This window comes from Blautia sp. AF14-40, assembly GCF_003479665.1.
Lineage (GTDB): Bacteria > Bacillota > Clostridia > Lachnospirales > Lachnospiraceae > Fusicatenibacter > Fusicatenibacter saccharivorans.
The window spans coordinates 75,350-93,206 of sequence record NZ_QUHK01000011.1 but is presented as its reverse complement, the minus strand read 5'-3'; the positions used below and the strand labels follow the sequence as shown (position 1 = coordinate 93,206).

The following is a 17,857-nucleotide window of genomic DNA, read 5'->3' as shown; positions in this document are numbered from 1 at the left end:
TGTGAATCCCCGTCAAAACACAGGGGAATCTCACATCATACTTTTTCCATGGTCAGCCTTTGACCGCGCCTACTGTAATACCAGAGATAAAGTATTTCTGTACAAACGGATACAGAAAGATGATCGGTCCGGTTGCAACAACTGCTGTTGCCATTTTCAATGTGTTAGATGGAAGGTCTGCCACACTGACATTTGCACCTGCTACAGAGTTTTTCAGTGCATTTGCTGTATTGATGATCTGATATAAGTAGTACTGTAATGGTTTATAGGTTACAGAACTGTTCAGATACAGAGAAGAAAGATACCATTCATTCCAGTATCCCAGTGCCAGAAAAAGTCCTACCGTTGCAAGTGCCGGCTTTAACATCGGGAAAATCAGTGATACGAAAATTTTAAAGTCTCCCGCTCCGTCAATTTTTCCGGATTCTGTAATTTCATATGGTACCGATTTTGCAAAATTCTTCATCAGAATGATCAGCCACGGAGACATTAACAGCTGTAAAAATACTGCCATATAACTTCCGTTTAATTTCAGGTACCTGGAAACCCAGATATAGGTTGGTGCCATACCGGCGGAAAACAGTGTTGTAAAGTAAATAAAAAATGACAATGCATTTCGAAACGGAAAGTCCTTTCTTTGTAATGCATAACCGGTCATCGCAATGATAAACAGACCAACAACTGTTCCGCATACCGTCAGTGCAATGGTAACTCCGTATGAGCCAAGAATCATTTTAGGTGAACGAAATACCAGTTCATATGCACTCAGAGTAAACCCTTTGGGTAAAAGCCCAAATCCCTCTTTCGCTACAATACTCTCGGTACTGAAAGATGCAGAAATAACCAGGATAAATGGAAGTAAGCAGATGAGCGCCCAAATACTCACAAATACGTAGGAGATAATTCGTAAAGCTCGCGTCCCTGGATCCAGTTTGATTTTATTACGATTTTTCATTTTCTTCTCCTCCTAAAACAGTGCATAGTCCGGATCAAGTCGTTTTACCACCCAGTTGCTGAACATAACCAGAACAAATCCAAAAATAGACTGATACAAACCTACGGCAGAAGATGTTGCAAAGTTATTCTGTGTCGTCATTGTACGGTATACAAAGGTTTCAATGATATCAGTTGTCGGGAACAACTGTGAATTCGCACCACCTGTCAGGTTCCAGAACAAACCAAAGTTTCCTTTCATGATTCCGCCAAGCGCAAACAGAAGCAGAATGATAAAGGTTCCTTTCAGGGAAGGAAGAATGATGTAACGAATTCTCTGCCAGCTGGTAGCGCCATCTACCTCTGCTGCTTCTACCATACTGGAATCAATACCGCAGATTGCCGCGAAATAAACAACAGAACCATAACCTGTTTGCTGCCACATGTTACAGAAAATAATGATGAAGGGCCATAAACCAGCTTTGCTGTAAATCTGTATTGGGTCAGCACCCGTTTCACGAAGAAGTGCATTTAATGCACCCGTGTCATAATTCAGAATATTAAATGCGATCGCCCCAATCAGTACAGCAGAAATAAAATACGGAAGGAACATGATTGTCTGTGATACCTTTTTAAAAAATTTACTTCTGATTTCATTCAGCATAAGAGCAATTACGATCTGAAAAACATTTCCAAGAAGAATAAAAACCAGATTGTATAAAATTGTATTTTTCGTTAAAGTCCACAATTCACCGGAAGAAATCAAAAATTCAAAGTTTGATAATCCTACAAAAGGGCTTCCAAAAATACCATCCCGAAAATTGTAACTCGTGAATGCAATCCATACGCCCGGCAATGGGCAATAGTTAAACACGATAAAAAAGATGACTGCTGGCAAACACATCAGAAGAAGTGTTTTGTTGTTGCGAAAAGTCTTCCATGCTCGATTCTTTTTACTGGGGACAGCCGGAAGAGCTGCTGTCGTTTGGTTCCTTTTTCCTTTCACGTTGCGTTCCTCCTATTTTGCAGTTTGTGAAAATTTGTCTGCACATAATTTGCAGCCTTTATATGAAACCGTTTTCACGTTTTTCCAAAAACAAAAGTGATCATGATGAATGTATCTTTGTTTTTACTGCTTTTCCTGTATATTATAACGATAATTCCATCTAAAAAGCACTTAACTTATACATCTTTCCAAATCACATATCTTTTTAATTGGCACTTTCGTGAAACCCTTTTCATATTTCGTACTATACTCCTTCCGCTTTGATTTGTCAACTTGTTTTTTGTATAATTTGCTTTCTTTTTTTTAAAGCCATCTGAATTAGTTGACAATTTGACAAATCACCCCTTTATTCCTCTATGTATATCCACTTTTTTTCTTTCTGAAAACGCGCTATTTACCGCCATTTTGATCTGTCGGTATCTCTCTTACAAAAGCCAAAATCTGTTCCAGGATCAATATCACCATGTCTGCAAACATTCCAAAATTAGTGCAAAAAAATTCTTCTCTCTGATGGTCTTTTAAAATCAAAGAGAAGAATTATCTGGCTATATGAAATTACATGCTTCTGAATCGATAATGTGATATTATTGCAATATCGTGGATTCGCGTACGATTAAACGCGACACACATTGCTGAATTTTCGGAATCTCTTCTCCTGAAAGAAGTTTTACCGCAGACGCAGCCAGCATTTTTCCAAAAGAAGCATAATCATAGCAAACGCTGGTAAGCTTCGGGTTAACAATATCTGACAGAAAGGTTCCGTCAAAGCTGACAAGCGATATATCCTGCGGAACAGACAAATGATGTTCCTCAATACACCGAAGAATTCCGATTGCGCTGAAATCATTGATTGCAATTACGGCAGTCGGCATCGTACGATTTTCCTGAAAGAGCTTTTCCATACACTGGTACCCCCCTTCGATGTTGTAATCCGAATCCGTTACATAGCGTTCTCTGTATGTGATTCCATTTTTACGAAGCAGCATACGATACCGCATTCGTTTATCATATGTTGACCGGATGTGATTTTTCCCGCCGATCAGTGCAATATGCCGATGGCCAAGCGAAAAAAGATGCTCCATGGCAAGGTCTACACTCGCCATTTCATCAATGCATACCTGATAACAAAGAGATCCTTCTATTTTTCCAGTTGTAATAATCGGTGTAGTGTCTGTGATTCGATCAAGCAAATCCACATATTCCAAATCTGTAACGAGCTGGTCTGATTTTCCTCCCATTAAAATAATTGCATCCACACGCAGGTCAAACATCTTCTGCAAATACTGTTCTTCCATTTCATAACTGCTCTGAGATGAAAATATCATGGGAACATATCCACTTGCACCAATTTCCTTTACGCATTCGTCCACAAGCTGTGCATAAAAGGGATTCATCATATCCGCTGCAAGAATGCCAATGATTTTTGTTCTTGCATTTGTCAGCCCCTGTGCTAGCGCATTGGGGCGATAATCATATTTTTGTATGATTTCCTCCACTTTTTTTCTTTTTTCCTCGCTTACCCGGGCATTTTTCGTCATGACCCGAGACACCGTCGCCGGCGAAACGCCTGCTTCTTTTGCAATAGTATAAATGTTTTTTTCTTTTTTCATAAATCGCCCTCTTAAAACTCTTACTCTATTCCAATTTTTTGAAACCCTTTTCATTTCAAATTCAAGGATAGACTTTTTGCACGTAAAAGTCAATCCTAAAGTCGCTATTTTACAAAAAATCCCTCTCTTTTCCATGGATTTTTCAGATGAACTCTTTATAATAAAAACCATAGGAACGTATAAAAATTGAAATATCATGATAAAAACAGGAGGTTATAAATCTATGAATACCCAAACAATTTATCTCCATCATTCCTGGAAATTTCACTATGGCGAAGAGCCGGATGCCTGGAAAAAAGACTATGATGATACTGGCTGGACAGCTGTCGAGCTTCCACATGACTGGTCTGTTGCAATGCCATTTTCCAGATCCTATTCCAGCGGCACCGGATATGCAGCCGGCGGCATCGGATGGTATCGTGGAACCTTTTCCCTGCCTGAGAAGTATCGTGGAAAACGCATCGTGCTGCTGTTTGACGGTGTCTACAAAGAAAGCCAGGTCTGGTTCAACAGTTATTATCACGGCTTTCATCCCAATGGATACACACCTTTTTTCTATGACATAACATCCCAGGCTGTTTTTGGTACAGATGGTATCAATGAAATCAGCGTCCGTGTAGACCGGACAGAGATTTCAGATTCCCGATGGTTTACCGGTTCCGGAATCACAAGAAAGGTAACGCTCCTTGTTACAGATCTTCTTCACGTTACACCATATGGCACCTGCTTTTCCATAAACAGGGCAGATAAAATCTCAGCGGATCTTTCTATCACAACAGAGATCTGTAATATGGAAGATCAGGAAACCTCTTTTTCACTGGTCCAGTATCTGCGTGATCAAAATGGAAACACGGTGTTTTTCGCCGAGCAGAGAGCCACTCTTCTTCCTGGAGAAACCGCAAAACTAAAGACTGAAGGAACGGTAGCACAGCCAACACTGTGGTCTCCGAAACATCCATCTTTATATACACTCGAAACATGGCTCCACAAAGCCAAGGATGACTCCGCCTTTCTTGCAGACAAGTTCCGTGTAGGTATCCGCACCTTCCGTTTTGATGCCGATTATGGATTCTTTCTGAATGAAATCCCCATGAAAATTAAGGGGGTCTGCGTTCACCACGATGCCGGTGCACTCGGTGCCGCCGTTACAAAAGAAATCTGGATACGCCGCCTTGAAAAGCTCAAAGAAATGGGCTGCAATGCCATCCGTATGAGCCATAATCCGCATATGCCGGAACTGTACGATCTATGTGATGAAATGGGCTTTCTTGTTATGGATGAAGCATTTGATGAGTGGGAAGGGCCAAAAAACAAATGGTCTACCGGTCATAATGTTTATCCTCCAAAGCATCAGGGATATTACAAGTACTTTCCTCAGTACCAGAAAGAAGATCTGTCTGCTATGGTATTGCGCGACCGAAATCATCCAAGTGTAATTCTCTGGAGCATTGGAAATGAAATTGATTATCCAAATGATCCTTACTGCCATCCTCTGTTTCAGACCATGACCGGAAACAATGATGCAAACAAGCCTGCCGCAGAGCGCGTATACAATCCGGATCGGCCGAATGCAGAGCGATTAAAAGCACTGGCTTCCATGCTTGCTTACGAAGTACGCGCAGTGGATCCTACGCGCCCGGTTACACTGGCTGCTGCTTTTCCGGAGCTCTCTGCAAAGATCGGTTTTCTGGATGCCCTCGATGTTGCCGGATACAATTATAAAGAACATTTATACGAGGAAAGCCACTGTGATTTTCCTTCGCTCCCATTTTTAGGCAGCGAAAACGGACATGATCTTGCTGCCTGGCATGCGGTAACCGAAAACGAATATATCAGCGGACAGTTTCTCTGGACAGGCATTGATTATATGGGAGAGGCACACGGATGGCCGCTTCGAGCTTCTGAAGCCGGGCTTCTTACGATGGCTGGCTTTGAAAAATCCGGGTTTTACCGGCGGATGAGCTTCTGGTCATCCAAACCGATGTGCCATCTTTCCACACAGCGGGCAGACTCCATGAGAGAAAGCTGGCAGCCATTATTCGAAAGCTGGAATTACTGTGATGGAGAAGATATCGAAGTCCGCTGCTACACAAACCTTTCCGAAGCGGAATTATTCTTAAACGGAATCAGTCTCGGCAAAAAGGAGGCTTCCTATACTGAAGATTCGATTCGCTGGATCGTTCCCTTTCAGCCGGGCACGCTGATGGTTCTTGCTTCTGGAAAGCTTGCGGCACAAAAGGGCGGGGCTTCCTGTACTTTTGAAGCAAAGGATGAGCTGAAAACGACTTCTATGCCTTGTGCCCTGCAGATCCGACCCTGGAAGCCGTCCAAAGAAAATTCCGCTGTTTTACCGGAAAATCCGCTTCTGCAGTTCGAAGTTTATGCCGCCGACAGAGATGGTGCTTTCTGCTTCGGAGATTCCTCCATGGTTCAGGTAACGACAGACGGAGGCGTCCTTCTTGGAATTGAAAACGGAAATGCTGCAGACTGCACCGAGTATGCTTCTTCCTGCCGCCGGTTGTACCATGGACGACTGATTTTCTATGTCCGCCGCTCTTTTGCAGATCACCCGGTTACCGTGCAGGTTTCTTCAGAACTGCTAAAATCCAATTCTGTTACTATTTTCTGAAAGGAGTAACGACAGACTTTATGTGGAAATCCTTTTACAATCCAGATCTGGGCAAAGTAGAAACGCCACAGGGAACGATGACTCTCCCAAAGATTTTTCTTCCCCTGTTTCTGGAAATGTTTTTGATGAATCTGATGAGCACCGTCAATACTTTTACTTTGTCCTTTTATTCCGATGAAGCAGTTGCTGCCGTTGGTTCCGCCGGACAGTTTATGGGCATGATTCTGAATTTCTATTCCGTAATCAGTACCGGTGCGTCCATCGTAATCAGCCAGAATCTTGGTGCCAAAAAGGAAAAAAATGCATCCGATGCGGCTTTCTGTGCGCTGTTTGCAGGTGCCGGGTTAAGCGTTCTCCTTGGTGCTACACTTTCGTTCTTTTCCATGCCCCTGATGCGGCAGATGAATTTATCCGGCCAGGTATTAACATATGCCTCTTCTTACCTGAGAATCTGCATTCGTGTTTCCTTTTTTGCCGCGTTCGTGTCCATCTGCAGTGCCATATTTAAAAGCTATGGAAAGCCCAAAATATCGGTATTTGTTACCCTTGGAATGAATGCGCTGAATGCCCTTTTAAATTATCTGATCGTCTTTCAGCCGGTCGAACTGCCGCTTCACGGCGTAGAAGGGATTGCCTGTGCCTATGCCTTCAGTGAGGGCTGTGCCGCTTTTACCATGCTTCTGCTGCTCCTGGTTCTTCCGCTTGGCCTTGACTTCCGTCATAAGTCCATACGCAGCAGTTTCCGGATTTTACCAAAAGTGCTTCAAATCGGAATTCCAGGCGGTATCAGTACGCTTTCCTATTCTGTATCCCAGGTAGTGACAACCTCCATTATTGCACTTGTCGGTGTGCAGGCTGTTTCCGCCAAAATTTATGTTTCCACACTTGTTTTTTACGTGTATGTCCTAGGCCTCTCCCTTGGTCTTTCGACCTCGTTGCTGATCAGCTGGCTTACCGGCGCCGGAAAATACGAACAGGCTTATCAGCTGAATTTGCAGAATTTAAAAATCACAATTTTGCTGAATGCCTGCCTATCCACGCTCCTTGCCTGCTTTGGTTCCGTGCTGCTGCGGATCTTTACAGACGATCCTGCGATCCTTTCGATCGGACATACCATTTTGTTTTTTGATATTTTCGTGGAAATTTTTCGAGGCTTTAATCACATTGAGGAAAATTCCTTGCGCGGAGCAGGCGATGTGGTTTTCCCTATGGGTGTTTCCATTCTCTCCTGCTGGCTGATGAGTGTATTCTTCTCCTATCTGCTTGGTGTAAAAATGGGATTCGGATTATTCGGATGCTGGATCGCTTTTGGCATGGATGAGGCGTTCCGTGGTGTAAATTATCTGATCCGGTGGCGATCACGCAAATGGATGAAAAAAACCGTTGTTATTTCTGAAGAAAATACAATCTGGCCTTAAAAAGCTCCAGCTTCTCGTTGATTTTTCATTCGAGAAGCTGGAGCTTTCCGCTGTTGTTCATCTGCCCTAAAGCATTTTTTTGTATTATTATTTGATACGTTTCAGTTCATACTGTCTCGTACCAAGACCAATTTTCTCTGCCTGGTCAAGGGTTGCCTGCCATTCAATGTTCGGGTTGGAATCCTTGAAATGATCGTGGTGGCAGTGCCATCCCGGCTCTGCAAGATGTTCGCCAAGCTGGCTGTTTTCGATCGGAGTTGCCTTCAGGCAGGCATCGGCACACGCCTGGTCAAGAGCAACCGGGTCGAAGCTTGCAAACATTCCGATATCCGGCAGGATCGGAGCATCGTTCTCCCCATGGCAGTCACAGTTCGGGCTGATATCCTGTACCAGAGAGATATGGAAACACGGACGTCCATGACAGACAGCCTGTGCATACTCAGCCATTTTCCGGTCGAGAAGCTCGTTTGCACTGCTGTTTGGATTATAAACCGCATCAAAACTGCAGGCACCGATGCAGCGGCCGCATCCTTTGCATTTGTCATAGTCAATGACTGCTTTTTTATCCACATAGGAAATTGCATCGCTTCCGCATTCTTTTGCACAGCGGTGGCAGCCACGACAGACATCCGTATTGATCGCCGGTTTTCCACTGGCATGCTGCTGCATCTTTCCGGCGCGGCTTCCGCATCCCATACCGATATTTTTCAGTGCACCGCCAAAGCCCGTTGCTTCATGGCCTTTGAAATGGCTCAGACTGATAAAAATATCTGCGTCCATGATCGCATGGCCAATCAATGCTGTTTTGCAGTATTCTCCGTTGACAACCGGAACCTCAATTTCATCGGTTCCTCGCAGTCCATCTCCGATGATAATCTGGCATCCTGTGGTAATGGTATTGAATCCGTTCAGATTTGCGCAGTCAAGGTGCTCCAGGGCATTTTTTCTGCTGCCCGGATATAACGTATTGCAGTCTGTCAGGAACGGAAGACCTCCCTGCTCTTTACAGAGATCTGCAACCACTTTCGCATAATTCGGACGAAGAAACGCCATGTTTCCCAGTTCGCCAAAATGCATTTTGATTGCAACAAATTTACCTTCCATATCAATGTCTTTGACGCCAGCAGCGATACAGAGTTTTTTCAGCTTGTCAAGCTGACTCGTTCCCACAGGACATCGAAAGTCGGTAAAATAAACCGTTGACTTTTCCATTCTGTTATTCCTCCTAATTTGTCCTTTTTTATCAGAATAGCACTTTAAGCTTACTTGAAGTCAAGTGTGATTGTAATATGCACTGATCCAGTCATGCACTTGTCTTTTTTCAGGATTTTTCGTATACTGAAGGTAGTTTTAAAAAAATCAGAGTACAGAGTAAACGAAAACCGTCTGTTTTCTTTTACTCTCTGGGAGGTCGCATTTATGATAAAGGCAGTATTATTTGATATGGATGGTATCCTGTTTGACACCGAGATTGTAATGAAAGAGGGCTGGCAAAAAGCTGCCCGGGAGCTGAATTTTACGCTCACGGAGGAACATCTTTCACAGATGCGCGGCAGCGCGCTTCCGCGGAGCAGAAAGCTGTTTGAGGAATGGTTTCACGGACAGGTGACATACGATGAAGGACGCGCAATCCGCACGGCGTATCTAAATGATTATATTCAGCGAAATGGTGTACCGGAAAAGCCGGGACTTCACGAGTTTCTTTCCTGGCTCAAAGAGCATTCGATTAAAGTTGCGGTTGCCACTTCCACAACACGGCGCGTTGCGGAAGGATACTGGAAACAGTCCGGCATTGACCAGTATATCGATGCTTCGGTCTGTGGAGATGAGGTAATCAACAGCAAGCCGGATCCGGAAATTTTCTTAAAAGCAGCGTCTCTTTTGAAAGTTCCGATTGCTGCATGCATGGTAGCCGAAGACAGCATCAATGGTCTGAAGGCCGCGCGTGCAGCTGGTGCCATCTCCTGCATGATCCCGGATCTGACACCGTATACAAAAAAGCTTTTTCCATTTTGTGATTATGTGAGTCCTTCTCTTTTGGCCTGTAAAGAAATTCTGCTGCAGACTCCAGAAGCGGACAAACTGAAAAGCTGGAAGTAAAAAATCATACATAAATTCAATTATTTTACTGTAAGAAAGTCCTCCACACAGAATCTTTCTGCTGCGGAGGACTTTCTTTAACACGTTTTCATCATCTGCTCGTTTATTCTACATCTACCGGCGAATCATACGATTCCATAACATTGTAGATCTGTTCTGCTGCTGTTGTACGCAGTTTCTGCTGTGTGCTCTGGTTTGCGCATTTTTCGTATTCACGCATGAAGGCAGTTGCTGCGGTGTCAACATCTTCGGCATTTTTCAGTCTGTCCAGCAGATTCGGATTGTAGTCGGAAAGGTAGGCCATCAGACTGTCGAGCTGGCCGGACAGGCTTCCAAGGCTCTTTCCAAGATCAATGGTATATCGGCACAGATACTCTTTGATCGTTGGATCTGTAAAACCACAGAGACCATATCCATATCTTCCGCCACTGTAAAGGCCAAAACGGGAACTTCGGATCACTTCGTCACGGGAAATGATTCCGGCATCAACAAGGTTCGTGTACTGCTCTCCGCTCAGGCTTGTGCGGCTGGTAGAGCCATACTCAAGCAGTGTCGGATTGAGGTCTGTGGATGCCTCGTTTGCAATATTTCCCATAATACCGGCGGCTCCTTCTTTTGTAAATCCGTGCATCAGGAAGTAATTCCAGATCTTTTCTGCGTTCGTTCCGCCGATTTCATCGTCGGCTGCAAAACGACGGATCGTCAGAATCGTGTCGCAGTCTACCGGGCGGTTGCAGGTGATGCCTGCGTTTTCGTTCAGTGCCTCCACGATTTTTCCCTCGCCGTCGTACAGTGCGACATGGCCGTTATAGCAGATGACATCGCCTGTACGCGCTTCATCGAGGCTTGTAACCTCGGTTCCAAGACTGCGCCAGCCATCGGATGTTGTATATTCACCATCGTATGCGCCGCAGCGGGTCAGAATCTGCCATACAAAGTGGGAGCAGTCAATGCCGTCCGTTAGAGAGTTTCCGCCCCAGACATACGGTCTGCCGACAAACTGTTTTGCAAATGTAATGATACCGTTTCCGGTTGAAGTTTTTACTTCATATACAGTCTCTTTTTTATAGTTGAATGCTTCATTTTCAGATGGATCGATGATCTGATCCGCAAGTTTCATCTGGTCTTCTCCAGTGCTGGTCACATATTCCAGGGCTTCCTTTCCCTGCTGCAGATAATCCGTACGGACAAAACCGCGGACATCACCGGACTCGATGTAAACCCACTCCTGATCTGCATCAGCAATCACAAAGCAGAGTGCTTTTGCCGGAAGGGTTCCGACGATCCGTGCACTGGTGGAACCGCTCTCACGGACATTTAACTTCGTGTCGACCTTGGCGTAGGCGTATGTTTTATCGATCTGCGCAAAGCCTGCACGGAGATCTTTTTTCATGGCGCTGATATATTTTCCATAATCAATCGTCTGAATCCAGTCATCCGCCTGTGTTTCATCGCTCTTTGGCGTTTCGGTCGGCGTTGGTGTTGGTGTTGGTGTCTCAGTTGGAACCGGAGTTTCTGTCGGCGCCGGTGTCTCGGACGGGGTTGGCGTCGGTGTTTCGCTTGGCTCCGGGGTCACAGACGGTTCCGGCGTTTCGCTCGGAGTTGGTGTCGGTGTTTCGCTTGGCGTTGGCTCCGGCATCTCGCCTGGATTCGGGTCTTCCGGTGTCTCCGTTGGAGTCGGATCCTCTGTCGGTTCTGGCGTTTCCGGTACTTCTGGCTCCTCTGTGGAAGCGGCATTTTCATCCTGAGATGGTACGGACGGTTCTTCTGCTGGTGTCTCGGTTTCCTGTGTTTCTACAGCCGGAACAACGGCTTCTTCTGTGTTTCCGTTTTCCGCTTCACTTTGCGTGGCCGGTGCATCCGCCTGATCTTTCTGCGTTTCCTGCACCGTTTTCGCTGTCTCCTCTGCATGCGCCGGTGCAGCCGAACCGAGAAGCATTCCGGCTGCCACGCCGAACACTGTTACCGTTGTGCCAAATTTTTTCTTTGAAATCATATATGTTTTGCTCTCCTCTCTGCTGTTTGTCGATTTCTGCCTGCCATTTTCTGCTTTTGAGGCCGTTCGAATGAAATCACGAAAATGTATCGTTCCTGTAAAGTCTGGCCTCTTTTTTTGAAGATAAACCAAAAATGATATCATTTATTTTCATTGTGCAAAAATTTCACGTATTTTCTATATTGTATCACAGACAACAGCAGATGCAAAGAAACAAATCACATATTGAGGAATTTTTCTGTTTAACGCGTGAAATTGAGAGAGATTCTCTGTAAATTCTCAGGAACCGGACGGAATGCGGATCAGAAGCCGTTTTCCATTCTGCTCTGATACCGTCAGAACCGGAATATGTTTCTTGCGGAGCTGGTGCATGACCGGATAGGCCGCAAAGATATCACCGCTGACACAGACAGCCTCCGGCTTTTCTTTTAACAGGTCCGACAGGTATTCCCGCAGGCGTATCTTCCATTCTGCTTTTTCAAGTGATGACACGGCATAACTGCCACAGATGCTCAGTTCCGGGGCCTCCTGCAGCGGTTTATGAAGAATAACTGCATGCTCCATGCCCGGCATCTGCCGCAAAAGCGCGTCATCCGCATCAATCGCATCGGTACCGATGTGGATCAGAACCGGTGCTTTTGGCATTCCCGTAAGGCTGATGCGACAGGCAGCGACGGCATCGTCAAGCGTTTCTGCGGTGAGAAGAAATCCTCCTTTGTGGCAGAAAGACACATCGGAAAGCCCCGTCGCTTCCTGCAGTGCTTCTTTTTCCAGACCAAGCCATGTTTCCGGAAAATCATACTTGTAATTGAATGAATTTTCTTTTCGAACCGGCTGCACGCAGTAACCGCCGCGGTTCGATGGGAATATCAGAAATGCAATTTCAGTCGCGGAAAGCTGTTTCTGACATGGAAAAAATTCCGACAGAATCAGAATCTTTTCATCCATTGTTCCTGCCTTTTTCTCCGCTGCGATCCGCTTCCTGTGTTCGGCAAGAAGAGCTGCAAACTGCTGCTCCGCCCGCTCATCCGCACGAAAACGCTCCCATTTATGTTTCAAAATCCGTCCGGCCACTGCCACCGCTTCCAGGAAAGCAGCATCGCTTCCGCTGTTATCATCCCATACCGGATTGAACATGCCGATCATACTGGCGAGTTCATTCTTTTCTCCTGTATTATCATTGAGATCGAGCGGCTGTACAAACTTCTCGTCAAACCGCGCGGCCATCTCCGGACTTAAAATTTCTGTGCCAAGTGCCTCCCATAAAAGGCCAAACGCCGCGTACGGAACCTGGTTTTCCCGGATCCGGCTGTCTTTCTGGTGATGGTCGTATTCTCCTCTTCCAATATCAAAAACAATCCCGTCAAAATCCTCCGGCACACGATTTCCGCGCTGGATAGTAAGCTGCGGATTAAAATGCAGAAGCAGTGCCGCAGAGAACACATCATCCGCATGAAATTTTCCGCCGTGCGTAAAAGCAGCGGCATGTTCTTTTTGTATCTGTTCTAATAATGTCATAAAATTCCAACTTCCTTTTTCTTAAGATCTGCTCTATTTTACTCTATCTGGCGGCTGTTTCGCAACGGTTCTATGTAAAGAAAAGCTTGAAAACTTCCTGGCGCGTATTTATTAAAAATCATTTCCGTAGTCTGCACACTTATCTACGAAAATTCTTTTGTGGGTATTTGGAAAATCAAAATGAGCGGCTCCTCTTCCAAGGTTCCGCTCATTTTGATTTTCCTTCCTTTCATACCTGAATCCGGTCTGCAGCTGCATCACACATTGCAATCCGTTTTCCATCCATGCCAAGGATCAATCCACCGTTTATTCTCTGGATGACCTGTACGGTGCTGCCTTCTTTGATTTTACGGCTTCGGAGGAAATCCAGAACATCAGGGATTCCAAACATCCATTTGATGGTACAGATATCACCGGTTTTTTTCTTTGAAAGTGCCTGCATGGTATCCCTCCTTTTTGCTTTTTCTATATTGTATTCCCTGAGGAAATATTTAGTCAATAAGAACAATTGGGATACGCTTCTAACTAAAGTTTGTGTGCAAAGCGCTAGAGTGTGTTTGAAAAAGGCTTTTCGTAGTCTGCATGTTCCAATTTGTGGGAGATTTTGTCTGAATGAAGGAGGCGTAGCGGGCTACGGCGACTGAATGAGGGCAAAATATACCGCAAAGTGGGGCGTGCAGGCTGCGGAAATGGTTTTTCAAACACACTCTAGTTTTTCAATCAGAGAAAGAGTTTGATGCACGCGATCGCAATCGAAGCCACAGCCACGATCCGTTTCAGCAGCATCTGGTTGATTTTCGTCGCATTTCGTAATTATTATAAATAATCACGCAGAAGACGATTCATCATTATGTCAATTATTAAAGCGTGCTGGGAAAACATTTCTCATTACGTTCTCCACTATCTCTTTAGATTCAGAAAGAATTGACATATTTTATCTGGCATAGCACATGTGACTGCATCCATTTGGAAAAAGCTCTGCTTTCATCGCTCGGATATATTCTTCTTCCGTAGAAGAATCCTCCAGAATCTCCAGTGTGCGGCGCAGATTTCGGATATCACGCTCCATAAAATCAGTATAATTTCCCCGGCCTACCAGCTTCAGATGAGTGATTCCGGCATCGGAAAGCCGTTTTAATGTACACAGGCCGCAGCCGGTTGCGCCACAGAGGTAACCATCTTCCGATACAGGATTCGTCAGTTCTGATGCAGAATCCCATTCGGATATAGAAATATTTTCTCCCGGACGATTTTTTTCTTGTTTTTCTAATTTAGATTCTGAAAACGACATCGGTTTCTTCCAGTAAGGAACCCGGCAAAGATATCCCATTTCATCGCAGTGCAGGGAATTGCAGAAAGCACCACTGAACTGGCACAGTTCATTCAAAGCAAATGCCTCGAACTCCGTTGGATAAGTCCATTCTTTTCGAGCGGCTTCTTTCTGCGCAGTTATATGCCGAATCACTGCACACATTTCCGAGATCGTATTTTTGCGCTGGAAAATGATCCTCTTCGGGTATTCTTTCGCAAAAACCTCTGTCATCGCAGAATTCACCGTTCCCAAATCCCCACTCAGATGTACCTCACAGTCAATCTTTTCTTTTCGCAGGTACACAAGCAGCGCGGGATCCGCAAGAATATAACTTTCAAACCCTATGCTGCGGCACTGTTGGATGATCCGTGCAATTTCTTCATACTGCTCCGGCCGATAATACAATGAATTGAACGTCAGGTGCACTGGCTTCTGGTATTTCTGCACCATATTGGCCAGAATTTCCAGTTCGCTGAACGATCCGATTTGTACATTATAGTTTAAGACCTCTCTCCGATTCAGCGGCAGAACCGTTCCGTATTTTTCTGACCAGGAAAACGGAACGTAACCGCAGAACAGCTCGTCTGCACCGGCGCGGACGTAACGGGGATAGTCATCAATGGAGCCGAGGCCTGATGTGATTTTCATAAGTTAAATCCTTTCGCTTGCGACTCATTCAAATTCAATCTCTTCCTCCGCCTTAGCATACAAATCCAGCTGATTTTCAATATCAAGTCTCTGAACCAGCCAACCTCTTGCAAGACACATCTTCACAAAATCGTCTATACGATTTACTCCATTCATCTCTTTTAACGTTACAACCACACCAAACGGAAGAGAATCTTTTCTTTTCTGCAAGCATTCTTTCGTATTAATCTTAAGTCCCCATAACCCAGAATCATAAGCCTTTCGGGGACCCCTTTTTTCTTTTATTTTTTCACTGATATGTTTCACATTATCCCATTTGCGATACATTTTTCTTGCATCTTCTTCGTACAAAGTAATCTGTTTCTCTTCAGACTGTCGATTGTCATCAATTGCTTTAATCATGGTTGACCCTCTTTTGGCAACAACTCTGCCAAACTGAATATCCATTTCTGTACTCGTATAGTCAACACCCTGTTTGCGATCGCACTGTGGAAAATATGCCAGGGTAGCTCTTGCATAAAACGGGTGCGCATGATCTACAACAGGCACTGGCAGATTATAAGTATAAGTTTCATATTCCTCCGATGCCCCTGTCATAATGAAACGTATTTCATCATTCGGTGTTTTTAAAACCTCATTAATATGCTTTGGCACAACACCATATCCGATTCTATGTGAAATATCATCTCTTCGATTCCATCCGGAAGCTGCATCAATCAGCAATGCTTTCGCCACTTCCCGGCTTAATCCCATAATATGAATCAAATATGCCAGTTTACGTGAAATCCATGGCGCTGCAAATGAAGTTCCCGCTACGTATGCTGCTCCCATATCGTCTTTGCATACCACCATTTTATCTGTATAGACCGTTCCATCACCACCATAATAACTGACATCCGGTTTATGAAAAAACGACAGAACAGGTCCAATCCTGGTATAAGAAGCAGAAATTCTGTTTCAATTTTCGAATCGTAAGATCAGAAAAGCCCGCCATTTTTTCACTCTGATCTCTTTTATCATTCATAAAAATATTCAAATCAGCATCTGTGATATTTTCTTCACCATAATGTACTTTATTTCTATACACTTCATACATTAGTTCAAAAAGAAGGCGATCTGTTACCATGCAGGCAATAAATGTAATAATTTTTGTAGTCTGAATATCTGACTGTATTAGTTTTTGAATCAGTTCCTCTGGTAATGCCTGAAGACGCTTCTTAATACAGCTAAATTCACTCTGTGCACGCTCTCTTGATTTTTGTTGATATATGTTGTCTTCTAATACCATTCTTCGTATTTCGTCAAAACTATGTTCCTGCAGCAATTTTGCTGTTTCCTTTGTTTCAACATGCCAAAGAAGAAATTTGACGCTGGCCGCATTGTATTCCATCATTTTTTTGCCCCTTTCCGATCATAGCTGATAAGATCGCCAAAATCGCAATTTAGCTCATCACAGATTTTTTCCAAAACAGTCAGTGATACAATTTCTCCCTTGCTCATTTTAGCTAACGTGCTACTACTAATACCTACACGTTCTACCAAATCCATTTTTTTCATATTGTTGTCAATCAGTAATTTCCATAATCCGTTATATGAAACTGCCATGTATGTACCTCTCTTCGATATAAACACGAATCTTCACTTAATCCTTTTTATTATATAACGGATTCTATTATATGGCAATGTATTGTTTTGACAACTCGAAAATAAATTTTATTTTATATTTGATAATTTTTAGGAAATCCTAGGTATTTTTCAGTCAAAATCATAGTCATCTGGATCCAAACCCGTATCTTCTATTGCTTCTCGTCTTTCCGCCTCATCCATCATGGATAATTCCATTGTATCTAAGCCAGCAATCTCCAACTCGTCCATTTCATCCGCAAACAGATCCTGCTCTTCCTCAGAGAACAACTCTTCTGAATTGTTAGATTTTGTATTGCCAAAGAATCCTTGATTACTCATAAAATCATATTCTGCTGTTTTTTCAAACAGTTAATCTTTGATCGAGTAGGAGGGAGTGATTAACTCCCGTCCTCTCACACCACCGTGCGTACCGTTCGGTACACGGCGGTTTCAATAGTTGATGTGCACAGACTGATAAGCTGTGGCAGAACGGTTTCCATATATAAAAGAACGGATGAAGGAATCTTTTCCCGACCTGATAAAGGAGACAGAGATCAATGAACATGAATTCTACTGATTTTGCCTGTCTTGTTACAGGATTCCTGACAGACTACCTGCCGCATCACAGATGCTATTCCAAGAATACCGTTCTCAGTTACAGGGATACCCTGAAACTGTTCCTGCGATTTTTAAAAGAAGAAAAAGGAATTTCACCGAACTCCTTTTATATCAAGGACTTTAAACGTGAGATCGTCATTGAATTTCTGGAATGGTATCGGAATAGTGGAGCTGGTATATCAGCCGCAAACCAAAGACTGGCTGCATTAAAAGCATTCAGCGATTATGCACAGCTGGAAAACATCGAATACATTGCTCCACTGCAGAATGTATCTGGAATCAAAGCTAAAAAGTCTGCACCAAAGGAAGTATCTTTCCTGACAGTAAAACAAATGTCCTGTCTTATCAACAGTCCTGATATTAATTCATCCACCGGATTCAGGCACCGGGTAATCCTGACACTTATGTATGACAGTGGGTGCAGAGTCTAGGAACTATGTGAT

General features: G+C 44.0%; 16 protein-coding genes and 2 pseudogenes. 5 read left to right on the top strand and 13 right to left on the bottom strand.

The window, feature by feature from the left end; translation table 11 throughout:
- Nucleotides 1-52: 52 nt before the first annotated feature.
- From DWW13_RS09980 to DWW13_RS09970, 3 genes are all read right to left on the bottom strand, one after another.
- The gene (locus DWW13_RS09980) at nucleotides 53-955 is read right to left on the bottom strand and encodes a carbohydrate ABC transporter permease (RefSeq protein ID WP_117508905.1); all 903 of its coding nucleotides are present in this window, start codon (nucleotides 953-955) and stop codon (nucleotides 53-55) included.
- 12 nt (nucleotides 956-967) lie between these two features.
- Nucleotides 968-1,939 (bottom strand): ABC transporter permease, encoded by a 972-nt coding sequence (locus DWW13_RS09975; RefSeq protein ID WP_117508904.1) that lies wholly within the window; start codon nucleotides 1,937-1,939, stop codon nucleotides 968-970.
- Nucleotides 1,940-2,523: 584 nt separating this feature from the next.
- The gene (locus DWW13_RS09970; RefSeq protein WP_243026099.1) at nucleotides 2,524-3,684 is read right to left on the bottom strand and encodes a LacI family DNA-binding transcriptional regulator; all 1,161 of its coding nucleotides are present in this window, start codon (nucleotides 3,682-3,684) and stop codon (nucleotides 2,524-2,526) included.
- Nucleotides 3,685-3,772: 88 nt separating this feature from the next.
- Between DWW13_RS09970 and DWW13_RS09965 the strand changes: the two genes are divergently transcribed.
- Together DWW13_RS09965 and DWW13_RS09960 are read left to right on the top strand one after the other, a co-directional pair.
- A complete protein-coding gene (locus tag DWW13_RS09965) occupies nucleotides 3,773-6,178 on the top strand; it encodes a glycoside hydrolase family 2 TIM barrel-domain containing protein (RefSeq protein WP_117804956.1) in 2,406 nt (801 codons plus the stop codon).
- Between the two features lie 20 nt (nucleotides 6,179-6,198).
- Nucleotides 6,199-7,596, top strand: coding sequence for an MATE family efflux transporter (locus DWW13_RS09960; RefSeq protein ID WP_117508901.1), 1,398 nt, complete (start codon nucleotides 6,199-6,201; stop codon nucleotides 7,594-7,596).
- A gap of 87 nt (nucleotides 7,597-7,683) precedes the next feature.
- Here DWW13_RS09960 and DWW13_RS09955 read toward each other — a convergent pair whose 3' ends face one another.
- Nucleotides 7,684-8,808, bottom strand: coding sequence for a DUF362 domain-containing protein (locus DWW13_RS09955; RefSeq protein ID WP_117802294.1), 1,125 nt, complete (start codon nucleotides 8,806-8,808; stop codon nucleotides 7,684-7,686).
- A 207-nt stretch (nucleotides 8,809-9,015) separates the two neighbouring features.
- On the opposite strand from DWW13_RS09955, the gene DWW13_RS09950 reads away from it, so the two are divergent.
- On the top strand, nucleotides 9,016-9,696 hold the full coding sequence (locus DWW13_RS09950; protein ID WP_117508899.1) for an HAD family hydrolase: 681 nt from the start codon (nucleotides 9,016-9,018) through the stop codon (nucleotides 9,694-9,696).
- A gap of 103 nt (nucleotides 9,697-9,799) precedes the next feature.
- Here DWW13_RS09950 and DWW13_RS09945 read toward each other — a convergent pair whose 3' ends face one another.
- The 4 genes and pseudogenes from DWW13_RS09945 to DWW13_RS20015 form a co-directional block, all read right to left on the bottom strand.
- Nucleotides 9,800-11,692 carry a phage tail tip lysozyme gene (locus DWW13_RS09945; RefSeq protein ID WP_118720013.1) on the bottom strand — a complete coding sequence of 631 codons (1,893 nt, stop codon included), beginning with the start codon at nucleotides 11,690-11,692 and terminating at the stop codon, nucleotides 9,800-9,802.
- A gap of 279 nt (nucleotides 11,693-11,971) precedes the next feature.
- Nucleotides 11,972-13,210: an MYG1 family protein gene (locus DWW13_RS09940; RefSeq protein WP_118720011.1), complete on the bottom strand. Its 1,239-nt coding sequence runs from the start codon at nucleotides 13,208-13,210 to the stop codon at nucleotides 11,972-11,974.
- A 229-nt stretch (nucleotides 13,211-13,439) separates the two neighbouring features.
- Nucleotides 13,440-13,652 (bottom strand): ferrous iron transport protein A, encoded by a 213-nt coding sequence (locus DWW13_RS09935; RefSeq protein WP_022461118.1) that lies wholly within the window; start codon nucleotides 13,650-13,652, stop codon nucleotides 13,440-13,442.
- 79 nt (nucleotides 13,653-13,731) lie between these two features.
- Nucleotides 13,732-13,851, bottom strand: a pseudogene (locus DWW13_RS20015) (DUF6783 domain-containing protein); the annotation flags it as partial.
- Here DWW13_RS20015 and DWW13_RS20010 point away from each other — a divergent pair.
- Nucleotides 13,801-13,947, top strand: a pseudogene (locus DWW13_RS20010) (DUF6783 domain-containing protein). The pseudogenes DWW13_RS20015 and DWW13_RS20010 sit on opposite strands and share 51 nt — an antisense overlap.
- A 197-nt stretch (nucleotides 13,948-14,144) precedes the next feature.
- Here DWW13_RS20010 and DWW13_RS09925 read toward each other — a convergent pair.
- From DWW13_RS09925 to DWW13_RS09905, 5 genes are all read right to left on the bottom strand, one after another.
- Nucleotides 14,145-15,170 (bottom strand): U32 family peptidase, encoded by a 1,026-nt coding sequence (locus DWW13_RS09925; RefSeq protein WP_118720009.1) that lies wholly within the window; start codon nucleotides 15,168-15,170, stop codon nucleotides 14,145-14,147.
- A gap of 24 nt (nucleotides 15,171-15,194) precedes the next feature.
- Nucleotides 15,195-16,088, bottom strand: a complete 894-nt coding sequence (locus DWW13_RS09920) for a S8 family serine peptidase (protein ID WP_179964659.1) — start codon at nucleotides 16,086-16,088, stop codon at nucleotides 15,195-15,197.
- A complete protein-coding gene (locus DWW13_RS09915) occupies nucleotides 16,072-16,563 on the bottom strand; it encodes a DUF1819 family protein (RefSeq protein WP_118720005.1) in 492 nt (163 codons plus the stop codon). The genes DWW13_RS09920 and DWW13_RS09915 overlap by 17 nt, the downstream gene beginning before the upstream one ends.
- Complete coding sequence (locus tag DWW13_RS09910; RefSeq protein WP_117638892.1) at nucleotides 16,560-16,775, bottom strand: helix-turn-helix domain-containing protein; 216 nt, start codon at nucleotides 16,773-16,775, stop codon at nucleotides 16,560-16,562. The genes DWW13_RS09915 and DWW13_RS09910 overlap by 4 nt, the downstream gene beginning before the upstream one ends.
- 150 nt (nucleotides 16,776-16,925) lie before the next feature.
- Nucleotides 16,926-17,135 (bottom strand): uroporphyrin-III methyltransferase, encoded by a 210-nt coding sequence (locus DWW13_RS09905; protein ID WP_118720003.1) that lies wholly within the window; start codon nucleotides 17,133-17,135, stop codon nucleotides 16,926-16,928.
- Nucleotides 17,136-17,353: 218 nt separating this feature from the next.
- Between DWW13_RS09905 and DWW13_RS19010 the strand changes: the two genes are divergently transcribed.
- Nucleotides 17,354-17,845: a tyrosine-type recombinase/integrase gene (locus tag DWW13_RS19010; RefSeq protein WP_173839853.1), complete on the top strand. Its 492-nt coding sequence runs from the start codon at nucleotides 17,354-17,356 to the stop codon at nucleotides 17,843-17,845.
- The last annotated feature ends 12 nt before the right edge of the window (nucleotides 17,846-17,857 follow it).

Excerpts from the sequence above, each read along its gene's own strand:
- DWW13_RS09965 (WP_117804956.1), top strand. The coding sequence starts at position 3,773 with ATGAATACCCAAACAATTTATCTCCATCATTCCTGGAAATTTCACTAT.
- DWW13_RS09925 (WP_118720009.1), bottom strand. The coding sequence starts at position 15,170 with ATGAAAATCACATCAGGCCTCGGCTCCATTGATGACTATCCCCGTTAC.
- DWW13_RS09955 (WP_117802294.1), bottom strand. The coding sequence starts at position 8,808 with ATGGAAAAGTCAACGGTTTATTTTACCGACTTTCGATGTCCTGTGGGA.
- DWW13_RS09945 (WP_118720013.1), bottom strand. The coding sequence starts at position 11,692 with ATGATTTCAAAGAAAAAATTTGGCACAACGGTAACAGTGTTCGGCGTG.
- DWW13_RS09980 (WP_117508905.1), bottom strand. The coding sequence starts at position 955 with ATGAAAAATCGTAATAAAATCAAACTGGATCCAGGGACGCGAGCTTTA.
- DWW13_RS09970 (WP_243026099.1), bottom strand. The coding sequence starts at position 3,684 with ATGGAAAAGAGAGGGATTTTTTGTAAAATAGCGACTTTAGGATTGACT.
- DWW13_RS09910 (WP_117638892.1), bottom strand. The coding sequence starts at position 16,775 with ATGGCAGTTTCATATAACGGATTATGGAAATTACTGATTGACAACAAT.
- DWW13_RS09915 (WP_118720005.1), bottom strand. The coding sequence starts at position 16,563 with ATGATGGAATACAATGCGGCCAGCGTCAAATTTCTTCTTTGGCATGTT.
- DWW13_RS09940 (WP_118720011.1), bottom strand. The coding sequence starts at position 13,210 with ATGACATTATTAGAACAGATACAAAAAGAACATGCCGCTGCTTTTACG.
- DWW13_RS09935 (WP_022461118.1), bottom strand. The coding sequence starts at position 13,652 with ATGCAGGCACTTTCAAAGAAAAAAACCGGTGATATCTGTACCATCAAA.
- DWW13_RS09950 (WP_117508899.1), top strand. The coding sequence starts at position 9,016 with ATGATAAAGGCAGTATTATTTGATATGGATGGTATCCTGTTTGACACC.
- DWW13_RS09960 (WP_117508901.1), top strand. The coding sequence starts at position 6,199 with ATGTGGAAATCCTTTTACAATCCAGATCTGGGCAAAGTAGAAACGCCA.
- DWW13_RS09905 (WP_118720003.1), bottom strand. The coding sequence starts at position 17,135 with ATGAGTAATCAAGGATTCTTTGGCAATACAAAATCTAACAATTCAGAA.
- DWW13_RS19010 (WP_173839853.1), top strand. The coding sequence starts at position 17,354 with ATGAACATGAATTCTACTGATTTTGCCTGTCTTGTTACAGGATTCCTG.